Origin of the sequence: Methylocystis sp. SC2, from assembly GCF_000304315.1 — a bacterium.
GTDB lineage: Bacteria > Pseudomonadota > Alphaproteobacteria > Rhizobiales > Beijerinckiaceae > Methylocystis.
Window position 1 is genome coordinate 1,828,124 of the sequence record NC_018485.1, and the last position, 14,120, is coordinate 1,842,243.

At 61.8% G+C, this 14,120-nt stretch carries 12 protein-coding genes; 7 read left to right on the forward strand and 5 right to left on the reverse strand.

Going from position 1 to position 14,120, the window contains the following annotated elements; all coding sequences use genetic code 11:
• Positions 1–33: 33 nt before the first annotated feature.
• Positions 34–1,584, reverse strand: coding sequence for a bifunctional tRNA (adenosine(37)-N6)-threonylcarbamoyltransferase complex ATPase subunit type 1 TsaE/phosphotransferase (locus BN69_RS08845; RefSeq protein ID WP_014891249.1), 1,551 nt, complete (start codon positions 1,582–1,584; stop codon positions 34–36).
• Positions 1,581–4,085, reverse strand: a complete 2,505-nt coding sequence (locus BN69_RS08850) for a PAS domain-containing sensor histidine kinase (RefSeq protein WP_014891250.1) — start codon at positions 4,083–4,085, stop codon at positions 1,581–1,583. The genes BN69_RS08845 and BN69_RS08850 overlap by 4 nt, the downstream gene beginning before the upstream one ends.
• A gap of 351 nt (positions 4,086–4,436) precedes the next feature.
• Between BN69_RS08850 and BN69_RS08855 the strand changes: the two genes are divergently transcribed.
• Positions 4,437–4,649 carry a hypothetical protein gene (locus tag BN69_RS08855; RefSeq protein ID WP_014891251.1) on the forward strand — a complete coding sequence of 71 codons (213 nt, stop codon included), beginning with the start codon at positions 4,437–4,439 and terminating at the stop codon, positions 4,647–4,649.
• 120 nt (positions 4,650–4,769) lie between these two features.
• Here BN69_RS08855 and ahcY read toward each other — a convergent pair whose 3' ends face one another.
• Complete coding sequence (gene ahcY, locus BN69_RS08860; protein ID WP_041927259.1) at positions 4,770–6,179, reverse strand: adenosylhomocysteinase; 1,410 nt, start codon at positions 6,177–6,179, stop codon at positions 4,770–4,772.
• 670 nt (positions 6,180–6,849) lie between these two features.
• On the opposite strand from ahcY, the gene BN69_RS08865 reads away from it, so the two are divergent.
• The 6 genes from BN69_RS08865 to BN69_RS08890 all read left to right on the forward strand — a co-directional run bounded on the left by BN69_RS08865 (position 6,850) and on the right by BN69_RS08890 (position 12,853).
• Complete coding sequence (locus tag BN69_RS08865) at positions 6,850–7,710, forward strand: hypothetical protein (protein ID WP_041926887.1); 861 nt, start codon at positions 6,850–6,852, stop codon at positions 7,708–7,710.
• Between the two features lie 135 nt (positions 7,711–7,845).
• The gene (locus BN69_RS08870) at positions 7,846–8,580 is read left to right on the forward strand and encodes a response regulator (protein ID WP_014891254.1); all 735 of its coding nucleotides are present in this window, start codon (positions 7,846–7,848) and stop codon (positions 8,578–8,580) included.
• Between the two features lie 449 nt (positions 8,581–9,029).
• On the forward strand, positions 9,030–9,875 hold the full coding sequence (locus BN69_RS08875; RefSeq protein WP_244435087.1) for a HAMP domain-containing sensor histidine kinase: 846 nt from the start codon (positions 9,030–9,032) through the stop codon (positions 9,873–9,875).
• A gap of 47 nt (positions 9,876–9,922) precedes the next feature.
• The gene (locus tag BN69_RS08880) at positions 9,923–11,251 is read left to right on the forward strand and encodes a glycosyltransferase (RefSeq protein ID WP_014891256.1); all 1,329 of its coding nucleotides are present in this window, start codon (positions 9,923–9,925) and stop codon (positions 11,249–11,251) included.
• 316 nt (positions 11,252–11,567) lie between these two features.
• Positions 11,568–12,071, forward strand: coding sequence for a tellurite resistance TerB family protein (locus tag BN69_RS08885; protein ID WP_014891257.1), 504 nt, complete (start codon positions 11,568–11,570; stop codon positions 12,069–12,071).
• Positions 12,068–12,853, forward strand: coding sequence for an SDR family NAD(P)-dependent oxidoreductase (locus BN69_RS08890; protein WP_014891258.1), 786 nt, complete (start codon positions 12,068–12,070; stop codon positions 12,851–12,853). Before BN69_RS08885 ends, BN69_RS08890 begins: the two co-directional genes overlap by 4 nt.
• A 76-nt stretch (positions 12,854–12,929) precedes the next feature.
• On the opposite strand, the gene BN69_RS08895 is transcribed toward BN69_RS08890, so the two are convergent.
• Positions 12,930–13,691, reverse strand: a complete 762-nt coding sequence (locus BN69_RS08895; protein WP_014891259.1) for a bestrophin-like domain — start codon at positions 13,689–13,691, stop codon at positions 12,930–12,932.
• 183 nt (positions 13,692–13,874) lie between these two features.
• Positions 13,875–14,063, reverse strand: coding sequence for a 50S ribosomal protein L32 (rpmF, locus tag BN69_RS08900; RefSeq protein ID WP_014891260.1), 189 nt, complete (start codon positions 14,061–14,063; stop codon positions 13,875–13,877).
• Between the last annotated feature and the right edge of the window lie 57 nt (positions 14,064–14,120).

Sequence of the window (14,120 nt, forward strand, 5' to 3'; positions counted from 1 at the left end):
GCGACGCTCGGCGCAGGCGCGAGCGCCCGGCTCTCAGGCGTCGCGAAAGAAGCCGGGGATGTTGGCCTCATACCACGCCCTGATGTCGGCCAGCGCCGGATGGCGGAGGCTCTTTTTGAGATAGGATTCAACGCGCGGAAGATGCGCGAGATATTGCGGTTTGCCGTCCCGCTGATCCAGCCGCGCGAAAATCCCCAGGATCTTTGTCGCGCGCTGCGCCGCCAGGATCGCATAAGCCTTGGCGAAAGCCGCCATGTCGAATGCGGCGTCGGCGTCGCGCCGCAGTTTGGCGTAATGGGCGAGGAGCTTCAACTCCAAATCGTCGGGCACGTCGACGCGGGCGTCCTGCCCAAGCGACGCGACGTCATAGGCGGGATGGCCGAGCACACAATCCTGGAAATCGATGATGCCGATCCGCGCCAGCCCATCCCGCTGCGCGAGCCACAGAAGATTGGGAGAGTGATAGTCTCTCAGAGTCCATGTCGGCGTCCATGTCGGTGCGGCGCCCGCGACGTCGACGAGCGCCTGGCGCCAGAGGTTGAGAAAGATGGCCTTGGCGCCGGACGAGACCGACGCCTTCTGGCGTGCGAGATACCAGTCGACGAGCAATTCCACTTCGATCAGCAGGGCGTCGAGATCATAGGGCGGGATGCGGTAATCGCCGCCGCCTTCGACCGCGATCACGTCCGGCAGGCGCCGCGCATGAAGATAGGCGAGCGCGCCCGCCGCTTCCAGATAGCGCTCGACGATCGGGCGGCTCCCGTCGACGACGCCCTCGCCGCCAAGATCCTCGATGATCAGCAGGCCGGCGTCGACATCCTTGGCGTAGACTTCCGGAGCCGAGAGTCCCAGGCCGCGCAACCCCTGAGACATTGCGACGAAAGGAACGACGTTTTCGGCGAGGCGCGCGATGGCGCTGTAGGATTTGCCATAGCGGATCGGCGGTCCGTCCGGCCGCGCCGGCGAGATCATCAGAATCGCGCGCTGTCCGTTTTCCTTTTCGAGCCGCTCATAGGCGCGCGTCGAAGCGTCGCCCTGCAGGAAGCGGCGCGTGGCGTGGGCCCAGCCCGCCTTGCGCAGAAGCTCGCGCAGCGCCTTGAAGAACGCGAGGCGCGACACGAAGCCGCCATAGCCGGAAATGGTGAGCCGACGCGCCTCGCGATTGTCGCCGTCGACGAAACTCAGGCGCACTTCGAGACGATCGGGCGAGAGCGCTTCGCGCGCACGTTCGGCCCATTCGACGAGCACGATCGCGTCGTCGGTCGCCTCCTCCCAGCCTAATCCCTCAAGCTCCCCAGTGTGCTCCAGCCGATAGAAGTCGGCGTGGACGACGCGGTTGCCTGCGCCCTCGTAGACTTGCATCAGCGTGAAGGTCGGGCTTGGCGCCTCAAGCCGCGGGTCTTCGACCAAAGCGCGGATCATCGCGCGCGCGAAGGTGGTCTTGCCGGCGCCGAGATCGCCGGAAAGCATCACGGCGTCGCCGATGCGAACGAGCGTCGAAAGTTCTTGCGCCAGTTCGATCGTTTCGGCTTCGCTGGCGACGTCGAGGCGCCAGACCGCTTTCGGCGCTGCCTCTTCGCTCATTCGGCGCCTCCGGCGCTCGCCGCGAGGAGACGCATTTCTTCATGTGCGGCATGCGCCGGAAAGATGCAGGTTACGGTCGTGCCTTCGCCAGGGGCGGAATCGATCAAGACCCTGCCGCCATGAAGCTCCATCAAGGCGCGCACGATGGAAAGGCCGAGCCCGACCCCGCGGTGGCGGGAACCGGCAGTGTGCGACTCAAAGCGATCGAAGATGCGTTCGAGAATTTCCGGCGAAATGCCGCGGCCGCGGTCGGTGACTTTGAAGACGATTTCGGCCTCGCGCCGCAACACGGCAAGCGTCACCGTCTGCCCCGGACGCGAAAAGCCGATGGCGTTCGAAAGAAGATTGAACAGGATCTGGCGCACGCGTTTGGCGTCGCCGCGGAATGTTCCGACGTCATCCATCGCGACGATCTGCACGTCGATCGAATTTTCGGCGAGCCGATCCTGCACGCCTTCGATCGCCGCGCGCATCGTCGCTTCGACGTCGACCTCCGAAACTTCAAGCTCCAGCGCGTCTTCGTCGATGGTCGCCAGATCGAGAATATCGTCGACGATGGCGAGCAGCGCCGCGGAGGATTTGTTGACATAACCGAGATATTCGCGCTGGCGCGGATTGAGCGGGCCGGTCGAGTCCTCTCCGAGGAGATGCACGAAGCCGTTGATGTTGTTGAGCGGCGAGCGCAGCTCATAACTGACGTGATGGATGAAGTCATTGCGCAGCTTTTCGGCGGCGAGCAGCGCCTTGTTGCGGTCCGTCAGCGCGCGCTCGACATTCACGTCGGCGGAAACGTCGACGAAGGTGAGGAGCGCCGCGCCGTCGAGCAGCGATTGCGCCGTACAGTCCAGGACGACGCCGTCGCTACGCTCGATGCGCCGGGTGAAGCCTTCGCGCATTTCATTGAGACCCGTGACGAAACCCTGCAACGCCGCCCATGTCTCCTCCTTGGCGTGCAGCGCCCGACATCTCGCGGCGAGCGCGTCGAAGCGCGGCCGTTGCGTGAGCTCCTCGGGATCGAGCCGCCACAGACGGGCGAAGGCGGGATTGCTGAACTTCAAACGCCCGTCGGAACCGAAAACCGCCACGCCCTCGTGCAGCGTCTCGAGCGTTTCGCTCTGCATGCGGGCAAGCGCGTTGAAGCGCGTCTGGAGATCATAAGCCTTGGTGGCGTCGTCATAGAGATAGGTGACGCCGCCTTTAGGATTGGGATGCGCGACGACGTCGATGATGCGGCCATCCGGCAAATGCCACGTGTGACGTATGGGCTCCGGCGAGCGATAGGCTTCGAACAGCCGCTCCTTCCACGCCCTGTAATCCGACTCGACGGGCACGCGCTGCTCGGCGCGCAGACGGTCGAGAATCTGTCCGTCGGTCGGCCGTTGTTCGAGGAACCGTGGGTCGAGCTGCCACAGCTTGGCGTAAGCGTCGTTGCTGTAGATCAGCCGCCGCGTGCGATCGAAGCTCGCGACCGCCGTCGGCAGCTGATCGAGCGTGCGCACATGCGATTGCATCTGCTGTTCAAGATCGGCGCGCACCGTCTCGACCTCATGACGATCGATGGCTATGGCGGCGGCGGCGCCCGAGGCGGAGGCCTGTGTGACGTCGAGCCGATGGCGCGCGCCCGCGACGACGGCGTTGACGCGCTCGCGCCAGACGCTGTTCTTGGCGCGCGCTTCCTCGGCGGCGCTGCGCGCCGACTGGTCGAGCAACTCCAGTTTGCGGGCGAGAGCGTCCTCGGGGTTCTTCGCTTCGACGGCCTGCGCATAAGCGTCGTTGACGAAAACGAGTTCGCCTGCGTCGTCGCGTATCCAAAACGGCGTAGGCAACGCCTGGAGCATCGCGCGCAGACCGGAGAGTTCCGATTGCGCCGCCGTGTAGCGCTCGCGAAGGCCGATGAGCTCCAGTCTGTCGCCGGAGACTTCACGGATGCGCAACACCACGCTGCCGCCAACCGCCCTCCCGTCGGCGTCGAAATGCCGACCGGCGACGCCGGCAAGCGCCAGGCGGAAGCTTTCGCCGCTCTTGCGCAGACGGTCGACGGCGCTTTCGAGCGCCTGGGCGTCCTTGGGCGCAAGCCAGGCGCCAAAGCTCAATATGCGGCGCGGCGCGGCGACAGCCCCGGTCATGATCAGAGACGAAGAATGGATATCGGGCTCGGCGTCAGGCGCCGTCCAGGCGACGAAGATCTGCGGCTCGGACGCGAGGAAGGTTTTCGCCCGCCCCAGCTGGGCGCGCGCGTCGTCGAAGTCGAGTCGCAAGGCGGCTTCGCGGCGACGCCAGGCTGCGCGTTCGCGCACATGCGTGATCACGATCGCCGCGGCGAAAATCGCCAGTCCGCCGCTAAACGCGAAGCTGACGATCTGCGGATCGATCGCCAGATCTTCGAGAAAACCAGCCGCGCGCGCCGGCGTCGCCTCGAGCCCTAGCAGCAAAGACCCGAGAACAGCGCCGGCAAGGGGAGGAGCGCCAGAATGGTTGATCGCGCGCCGCCGTCTCGTCATTGCGAGGACGACTCCGTTTGCAAGCGATCGACTGGGCGCGTCATGAAAACCGGTCTCCACGGTCAATTGCGGGTGCTCATCACAACAACGCCGTAAACGGTTCTAGCAAAACGCGGACGCAGCCTGCCGGGCGCAGGATGCGGATGGGCTCCGACCATAGGAAGACGGAGGGCGCCGTCCGTCGCCTGTCGCGCCGCACACGAATCAACCCCAATCTAAAGCGCAATCGCTCAAAACGGAATCTCTGGAGCCAAAAGAACGGCCTCGCCCACGACGGGGACGGGCGGCGGATGCGCGCATTTTGCTATCATATCTGCTTGGAGGAGCCGCGAGGGCTATCGTCTCGGCGATATGGTCAAGAGCTGGAAGACGTTCACCGCCCGTAGAATCAATCATGCGCGCGGCGGCGCCGGATCGCTTAGGGCGCCCGATTATTTCGACCGCTATATGCGCGACAAGGACGATTTAGGAGACACGGTCGCCTATATCGAAAACAATCCCGTCGTCGCTGGACTCGCCGCGCGCTCCGAGGCGCGGCCATGGTCCTCCGCGGCGAAGAGGTGACAAAGCCCCTTCGACGCTCAGATCGGACCGCGAGGCTCTAGGCTCGCACTTTTTGCACGCTCTCGGCCATGCGGGGCCTGGAGGCGCGCGGTCCAGCGGCGCGCCCCGTCGGCCGCTCCGTCAATACCGGTAATGCTCCGGCTTGAACGGGCCGTTCTTCGGCAGGTTCAGATATTTTGCCTGCTCGTCGGTCATCTGCGTCAGCTTCACGCCGATCTTGGCGAGGTGCAGCGAGGCGACCTTCTCGTCGAGATGCTTGGGCAGCGTGTAGACGCCGACAGGATACTGGCCCTGCTTGGTCCACAATTCGATCTGCGCCAATGTCTGATTGGTGAAGGACGCCGACATCACGAAGGAGGGATGGCCCGTCGCGCAGCCGAGGTTCACGAGGCGGCCTTCGGCGAGCAGCAGGATGCGCTTGCCGTCGGCGAACTCGATCTCGTCGACCTGCGGCTTCACATTGTGCCACTTCAGGTTCTTTAGGCCGGCGACCTGAATCTCCGAGTCGAAATGGCCGATGTTGCAGACGATGGCGCGGTCCTTCATGGCGCGCATATGGTCGACGGTGATGACGTCGACATTGCCCGTCGCCGTGCAGAAGATGTCGCCGCGCGGCGCGGCGTCTTCCATCGTCGTCACTTCATAGCCTTCCATCGCCGCCTGCAGGGCGCAGATCGGGTCGATTTCGGTGACGAGCACGCGGCAACCGGCGTTGCGCAGCGAAGCGGCCGAGCCTTTGCCCACGTCGCCATAGCCGGCGATGACCGCGACCTTGCCGGCCATCATCACGTCGGTGGCGCGGCGCACGCCATCGACCAGCGACTCGCGGCAGCCATAGAGATTGTCGAATTTCGATTTGGTGACCGAGTCGTTGACGTTGATCGCCGGCCAGAGGAGCTTGCCCTCCTTGTGCATGACATAAAGGCGATGCACGCCGGTGGTCGTCTCTTCGGTGACGCCTTTGATCGCCTCGGCGTTGCGCTTGTAGAAGCCCGGATTGGCCTTCAGGCGCTTCTTGATCGAGGCGTAGAGAACCTCTTCTTCCTCATTCGATGCGGTTTCGAGGAAGGCGACGTCGCCCTGCTCGGCGCGCAGTCCAAGATGGATGAGCAGCGTCGCGTCGCCGCCGTCATCGAGGATCATGTTCGGGCAGCCGCCGTCGCCCCATTCGAAGATCTTGTGGGTGTAATCCCAATAATCTTCGAGGCTCTCGCCCTTTTTGGCGAAGACCGGCGTGCCGGTCGCGGCGATGGCGGCGGCGGCGTGGTCCTGCGTCGAATAGATGTTGCAGGAGGCCCAGCGCACGTCGGCACCAAGCGCCTTCAGCGTCTCGATCAGCACCGCCGTCTGGATGGTCATGTGCAGCGAGCCGGCGACGCGCGCGCCCTTGAGCGGCTGCGACGGGCCATATTCGGCGCGGGTCGCCATCAGGCCGGGCATTTCCGTCTCGGCGATGGCGATCTCCTTGCGGCCCCAGTCGGCCAGCGAAAGGTCGGTGACGGCGAAATCGTTAAAGTGATGTGCGGTCATGCGAAATCCTTCTGTTTCTCGTGCGCGCTCGGTCGCGGCTGTCATTCCTGACGCCTCGCCTGGGCGAAGCGAGGGCGAATCCGAGCAAGACCTTCCCTTGGCGACCCCTCGGCAAGCGAAGCGGTCGGCAATCCACAGCTACGCCAGCATCTCTACGTCGGCGCTGGATTCCCGGACAAGCCTGCGGCCTGCATGGAATGACGCGCCAATGGAATGAAATGCGAAGCGAACGGCTCAACCAAATTCCCGCCGCCGGTCCAGCCCAGCGGCTCGGAGCCAGCCTATAGCAGGGGCGGCCGAGAAAGGCAATAAAGATATAAAGATTTCTTTATGTGCTTACGCACAAGACACCTAGCTGCAATCGCGCAGGCGCTTGAAGAAGCTCGGCGGCTGTCGTGAGCCAGAGCTTCTCTGCAGGTGAATGGCTTCACAAGCGCCATCCGGGAGACTGCAGCCGGGCGGCGGGCGGCGGGCGACCTCCGTTTCGGTAAGTCATGGCCCAAATTAAACCCGTGATTAATCTTACGAAATACAGATACGCCCGGCTGTCAGAAACAAAATGAAATTGGCAAGCCGGAATCTCGACACTCCTGTGCGGAACATTCGGGCGTCCACCCGCCCGGCCAAGCCGTGAGCAATAAAACTGTTCTGCTAGGCATCAGAGACTAAAGTGACAAACGCTTTTCATATCACAGATCGCATTCGTTATTTGTTAAACAAACGCAAAAAGCTTGCATTATTTACGCACCACAAGTGCGCATCGACTTGGCTAACATCGATAGTTGCAGACATTTGCCGCGAGAATAATTTGAAATACATCGCGATCCCGTGGGGACGCCAATGCCCAGAGTCGGGATATACTATGGAAATGGCGCTCAACTCCGGCAATGATGTCATTGTCGCGCTGAATGCTGACTATTCTGGTATAAACAAACATATATCTGCGAACATGCAATGCATGCATGTGATAAGAAATCCCCTGAGCGTCGTCGTCTCCGCATACTACTCCCACCTCCGAACACATCCGATTGATGGATGGGACTTCCTGGCGCGTCAGAGGAATGTTTTAGGTGAAGTCGACAAAGACGTCGGCATGGCCTTGACCTTGTCATTTCTGGAATCGAGTCACTTTCAGCCAGAGACGAACGGTCCTTTATACGACATGAGCGCGTGGAAATATGACGATTCACGAATCGTTACGTTACGCATGGAGGACATAACCGCAAACGCAGCAAACTTCTTTCGCGAAATGTCTCGAACGGAGGTCTTAAGAAATGCATCGATGCCCGATCCTGATAGGTTTTCGTTTGCTGCGATGACCGGCCGGCAACAGGGCGTGATAGATCTCTCGTCGCACTATCGCTGTGGAAGCAGCACTGAATGGCGAGATGCTTTGCCGAGAGGCGTTATCTTATATGTACTTCATCATTACCGAGATTTTTTGCTGCGGTTCTATCCTGAAGTTATTTTTGAAGCCGGCTCCTTGAGCGACGCCAGCGTTCGTTCGAATTCGGACTGCCTCCGGGCGTGAGGTGGCGGGATGGCGTTCGACTGGAGGCTGTAATAGGCTGCCTTGCACGCGACAAAATGAAACAAACGCGCCAGAATCTCGACACAGCCATGCGGAACTTTAAGTTCGCAACTCGTCGCCGGCGCGGCGACGCGCGTGGATGAACTCCCGACCTTGAACGAACCCGCATCAAGCGCCGCCGATAGCCGATGGATCCTCATTGTAGAGGACGACGAGGATATTCGATCGCTCTTATCGAAATATCTCAGCGACAACGGGTTTGAGGTGATGCTTGCCCGTGACGGCAGACAGATGGACGAGGTCCTCGCGAACGCGCAGGTCGATCTCATCGTGCTCGACGTCAACCTTCCCGACGAGGATGGATTTTCCATCTGCATGCGCTTGCGGAACTCGGGAAGCCCCCCATTGATCATGCTGACCGCGCGCGGCGAAGACACTGACCGCATTCTTGGCATCGAACTCGGGGCCGACGATTATCTGGTCAAACCCTTCGTGCCCCGCGAACTGCTCGCGCGCATCGGGGCCGTCCTGCGCCGGACCGCCCCGGATCTTGAGTCGTCCCAGAAATTGAACGCCTATGGGTTTTCTGGATTCCTCCTCGACTCCTCCACACGGCGCCTGCTGGGTCCGACCGGCGTACGGGTGATCCTGACGAGCGCGGAATTCGACCTGCTGCTGACGCTCTGCCGCAATCCCGGGAAAATATTCTCGCGCGACGAACTGAAGGCGTCGTCCACGACCGAGCGGAGCGTCGACATCCTGATCAGCCGGCTTCGTCAAAAGATCGAGAATGACCCGCGCGACCCGACGCTCATTCAGACGGTCCGCTCGATGGGCTACACATTCACGGCGAAAGTCAGCGTTCATTGAAAACGTCTGCGCTCCGAAACATCAATGTGCAGCTCGGACTTCTCCTCCTCCTATGCGTCGGCCTGTTCCACGTGGCGGTGACGACGATCCTTTTCCTGTCGGAACCCGCTCCCGGCCACCCGCGCGACCGGAGCGCCTCCATTGTCGTGGCGACTCTGACGGCGTTGGACGCCGCTTCCGCAGCGGAGAGGCCGGCCATCGCCGCAGCCCTGAACGCAAACCTTCCCGGGTTTCACGTCGCGCTCTCAGAGCCGGGAGTCGCCGCGCGCAACGGGGGCAAGCCAGTTTATTTCCAATCTCGCCTTCCCGTCGGGGTCGAGATCGGAGCGCACGATGACAACAAGCGATTTAGCGGGTCATTGCACGACGGTCAGCAATTCCTGCTCGACGCTCCGACCCGGCCTCCCGGATTTCCGCGGTTCGCGATCATCACCCTGGGCTTCGTCGCGGTGAGCTTGTTCGTCTTCTCCCTATGGGCCGCGCTGTCGCTTACGCGCCCCCTGACGAATTTCGCGGACGCCGCCGAATCCTTCGGCCTCGACAGCGTGCCGGCGCAGCTCGCCGAGACAGGCCCCGAAGAGGTCCGCAAGGCGACGCGGGCGTTTAATCGCATGCAGCGTCGTATCGCCGAGATGGCCTCTCAGCGAACGCGGATGTTGACGTCGGTCAGCCACGATCTTCGGACCCCGATCACGCGCATGCGTCTGCGCGCCGAATACATCGAAAGCAGCGAAACGAAAGCGAAACTGCTGCGCGACCTCGATCAGATGGAGGCGATGGTCGGCGGCTGCCTGGACTACCTGCGCGGCGGTTTCCAGCAGGAAGTCGTGGCGCTGGATCTGGCGAGCCTGCTGCAGGCGATTGTCGATCAGTTCGTCGACGTCGGCGCCGATGCGCGCTACGAGGGGATCGATCGCGTCAATGTTTTGGGCAGTCCGGACGATCTCGAACGCGCATTCTCCAATCTTATAGACAATGCGGTGAAATACGGGGAGAGCCCTGAAGTCCGGCTGTGGGAAAGCGATGACGCGGCAATCGTCGAGATCGCCGACAGGGGTCCGGGAATCCCCCAGGAAAAAAGGGATTTGATGCTGGAGCCTTTCGAGCGAGGAGACGTCGACGCGTCGTCGAACGCAAACGCGGGCTTCGGGCTGGGCCTGGCGATCGCCCGCGGGATCGTGGAAGCGCACGGCGGACGCCTCACCTTGGATGAGCGGACCGGCGGCGGCCTGATCGCGAGGGTGTCGCTGGCCAAAGCCGAACTCGAAACAAAACGAAACAAACTGAGCAAATAAATGTCTCCAGGCGATCCGACCTTGATGACCCAAAGAGGATCATCGGGATGTCGATACATCAGTCAGCTCCGGGCCGCGCCGCGCTATCGGGAAAAACCGTCGCAGTCGTGCATCCTGCGTGGCATTCCTGCGGAACGCACCAGGTCATCGCCAGTCAAATAAAGGCCTATAAGAAACTTGGCGCGCGCGTGCTCTCCATTGCGCTTATGGACGACGTCACGCCCGCGATCGGCCGCGGCGCGCGCTGGGAGAACTACAGGGCGCATAGTCGGGACCTCGCCGCCGATGAGAGATATGAATCATCCGCCACGATCGCGGACCTCTTCAGGACAGCGCTCCTAAAGGACGGCTGGCTGCCCTTGATCCATGGCGACCACGCAAGCTGGCTCGTGGAGCTGGTGAAGCGCGCGCCTCTGCCCGAAGCGCTCGACACGGGCGCCATTGACCTGATCCACGCCAACCATTTCTTCGTAATGCCCTTCGTCGAAAGAATGCGCGAAAGGCGCCGCATTCCCGTCGTGCTGGACACTCACGACATTCAGGCGCGGCAGTACGAGCTGCGCAATCGCGCCGGGTTTAGCATCCCGCCGCATGTTCGCTACAACAGCATGCTCGCGATCGAACTCGAATGGATCGAGCGCGCCGACCTATGCATTCACTTGAATTCGGAAGAATATGCGACGTTCGGCCAGCTGCTGCCTCAGTCTCCTCACGAACTGATCTATCCGTCGATCGCGCCCGTGGCTCCCCAGCCCAATGGCGATCGGGCTATTTTTGTCGCCGGAGACAACGCCGCCAACTACATCAGCATCCGATGGTTTCTGAAATATATCGCGCCGCATGTTCCTGAGATGTCGATTTCGATTTTTGGCGACATCGCCGATGGCGTGAAAAGGCGCGACAGGCCGCTGTATGAAAAACACCGCAATCTTTTCCGCGGCAGGATCGCCGACATAGACTCCGCCTACGCCGACGCAGCGATGATTCTCCTCCCGACAAGAGAAGGGCACGGCCTTTCAATCAAGACCGTGGAAGCTCTGTCCAGTGGACTGCCGATCGTCGCGACGTCGAAGGCGTTCAGGGGCATGGAGATCGATCCGTCACGGCTTCGCAACGTCCATATTGCGAACGACGCCAGCGAATTCGCCGCCGCCATGGTCAAGTGTCCGGCCATGAGCAAAGGAAGCGATCCGATGGCGAGCGATACGCGCGCGCTCTACGAAGACAGATATTCTTTGGAAGGCTTTGCGCGTCGGCTCGGGGACGTCGCATGCAAGTTGATGGCGAACGCGCGCTATACGCCGTTGGATGCTGGATACAAAGCAACAGCGACCGGAGCCTCGACCGACTCCCGCTCGGCGCCGTTCGCCGGCTGATTGATCACGCCGGCGACCTGCGGCGAAACGCCGATCGGCCGCCCAGATCTAACATCCCTGCAGTCGATCGCCGGGCCGCCCGAAAGCGCGCGTCCGCGTTCTCGGCGCACATTCTGGAGACGACGAATATGACGGCGGGGTCTCGACTGGCGGCCCGCCGCCCTTCGACCGGCCTTTCGTGGCGAGCTGAACGACGAACGCTGCCGAGAGGGTCGTAGGCGGCGGATTGGCCGGATCGGCCTCACCGCCTACCCTTCCCGCTCCCCATGATCTATACGGATCACGACCCAACTCCCGTCCGGTAGCTTCGCCGCCCATGTTCTCAGCTCTCAAAAACTTCATCAACGACCTCACCGGCGAGACCGAGCGGCCCAAGGCCTTCGAGGCCGCCGACTATCAGCTGGCCGCCGCCGCGCTGCTCGTCCATATCGCCTCGGTCGACGGCGAATTCGACGCCAAGGAAAGGGCGCGCATTCATCAGCTCGTCGAGGCGCGTTTCGGCCTTCAAGGCGACGCGGCGGCCGAACTGATCGACTCCGCGCAGGAGAGCGAGCGCGACGCCGTCGACCTCTATCGCTTTACCAGCGTGCTGAAGCGCCGGCTCGATGAGGACGGGCGCCGGCAGATCGTCGGCATGCTCTGGGACATGGCGCATGCCGACGGCGCCGTTCACGAATTCGAGGAGAACGTCGTCTGGCGCGTCGCCGAATTGCTGGGCGTCTCGACGCGCGAACGCGTCGAGCTGCGCCGCGAGTTCCGCGACGCCGCCGCGCCGGCCCCAACCGGTCCCTGGTCGCCGAGCGAGGATGGCGACCAGTGACGCGCCCCGTCACGGTCATCACCGGCGCGTCCGACGGCATCGGGGCGGCGCTCGCCCGCGTCTTCGCCGCCAACGGCCATGAGCTCGCGCTCGTCGCCCGTCGCGGCGAGCGGCTGGAGGCGCTGGCCGACGAAATCGCCGCCAATGGCGCCGTCCGCCCGCTTCCCGTCGAACTCGATGTCGCAACCGAGGGCGCCGCGGACGCTCTTTCGGCGCGCTTGGCGGAGGCCGGCGCCGCCCCGCAATTCCTGGTGAACAACGCGGGATTTGGCCTCCTGGGCCGGGCCATCGACCTCGACGCCGCCGAGCAGCTCGCGATGCTCGACCTGAATACGCGCGCACTGACCGCGCTGACCTTGCGCTTTCTGCCGTCAATCGTCGCGGCGAAGGGCGGCGTGCTTAACGTCGCCTCGGTCGCGGCCTTCATGCCGGGGCCGGGCTTCGCCGTCTATTACGCCACCAAGGCCTATGTGCGTTCGCTCAGCGAAGCGCTTTCACAGGAATTGAAACCGCTGGGGGTGAAGGTCGCCTGCCTGTGCCCCGGTCCCGTGCAGACCGGCTTCCAGGCGCGGGCCGGCCTCGATTTCTCGGGCATGATGGGCGCGATGAAGCCGGCGATGCTGCCGGCGGCGGAAGTGGCCCGCCAGGGCTATGAGGGCTTGATGGCCGGCAAGCGCATCATCGTGCCGGGCCTCGTCAACCGCATGTTCGTCTGGGGCTCGGCGGCCGCGCCGCGCGCGCTGCTGCTGCCGTTGCTCGCGACGGCCCAGAAGCGGCGCTGACGCCGCCGGCGAAAACTGTCCGGCGGCCACGGCTTCGGCAAGGCTCAGCTGGCCGCCTTTGCTTACGGGAAGCGCTCTAGCCAGTTTTTATAATATCGACTGCAGATTTCAAAGGGTCGGTTGGAACAGTGAAGAATCCCTGGAACGGCCGATCGAGCTCCACCAGCAGAAAGATCGCCCCCGACACGCATAAGGAGGCCGTAACAAGCCCAAGCGCCGCTGTCCAATGATGGTGCGAAATGACGCCGAAATTAAAGAAAACCGTCACGAGCAGAGCGATCAGGAATATGACCACCTCCAGCGGTATATTGGCGTTCAAGTCGTTATATATTTTCCATCTTATGCCGGAAATTTCTTGGGTTAAATTAAGCGCGGCGGTCTTCGCCCATGATTTTTTCTCATCTTTCGCTTCTAAAGTGAGCACGGCTTCTCGAAATGAATCGATCTTGGCTTTTTTAAAAGCCTCCTTTTGATCGATGTTATTGCCGCTCGCGACCTGCAAGAGATCAATCTGACCCTGCACAGTGCGTATGATTTTTGTTCTCGCTTCGTTGGCTTCGTCGCCAAACAAATCCAACACGCGATGCAACAAAACAACCTTTGACGCTTGCGTTCTGACCTCGTCAACCTTCTTATCGAAATTGTTTTTTGCCGTTACCAATAAAAAACCGAGGCATACCGCAAGCAGTGAAGCAATCATATTTCTCACGGCTTTGAATTGATCCCTGGATATGCCGTCGAGCCAGCTCTCTTTCAGACGTAAAGTAATAGAAAATCCAAAAATGCCTGCAAGCAACGTTGCAAAAAAGGTTACTATAGCTATATCAACGCTATTCACGAGTATTTCCTCCGCAGGATCCTACCCGGTAAGTACGCCTTTTTTCAGAAGCCGCCCAGACCTTCGTCTGGCCGAAGCGATCCCCGACCGCCGGGAAATGCTAAATCCTAGCGCATACGACTGTTCGGAAACAAAAAAAGCGAGCCTCGCAGCCCGCTTTCATTTCCTCACGCGCCGGCGCGATTATTCCTCGACGGATTTCGGCTTCAGCACCTGACGGCCGCGATACATGCCGGACTTGAGGTCGACATGATGCGGCCGGCGAAGTTCGCCGGAATCCTTGTCCTCGATATAGGTCGGCGCCTTGAGGGCGTCGGCGGAGCGACGGAAGCCTCGCTTCATCGGCGAGGTCTTTCTTTTCGGAACGGCCATTTATTCTCTCTCTAAACGAAGGCCGCGGGCGGGAGCGCCGCGCGGCGGAAACTGGCG

What these genes read in the sequence shown, in the direction of transcription:
- BN69_RS08845 (WP_014891249.1), bottom strand. Translation starts at nt 1,584, where the DNA reads ATGAGCGAAGAGGCAGCGCCGAAAGCGGTCTGGCGCCTCGACGTCGCC.
- BN69_RS08850 (WP_014891250.1), bottom strand. Translation starts at nt 4,085, where the DNA reads ATGACGAGACGGCGGCGCGCGATCAACCATTCTGGCGCTCCTCCCCTT.
- BN69_RS08855 (WP_014891251.1), top strand. Translation starts at nt 4,437, where the DNA reads ATGGTCAAGAGCTGGAAGACGTTCACCGCCCGTAGAATCAATCATGCG.
- ahcY (WP_041927259.1), bottom strand. Translation starts at nt 6,179, where the DNA reads ATGACCGCACATCACTTTAACGATTTCGCCGTCACCGACCTTTCGCTG.
- BN69_RS08880 (WP_014891256.1), top strand. Translation starts at nt 9,923, where the DNA reads ATGTCGATACATCAGTCAGCTCCGGGCCGCGCCGCGCTATCGGGAAAA.
- BN69_RS08885 (WP_014891257.1), top strand. Translation starts at nt 11,568, where the DNA reads ATGTTCTCAGCTCTCAAAAACTTCATCAACGACCTCACCGGCGAGACC.
- rpmF (WP_014891260.1), bottom strand. Translation starts at nt 14,063, where the DNA reads ATGGCCGTTCCGAAAAGAAAGACCTCGCCGATGAAGCGAGGCTTCCGT.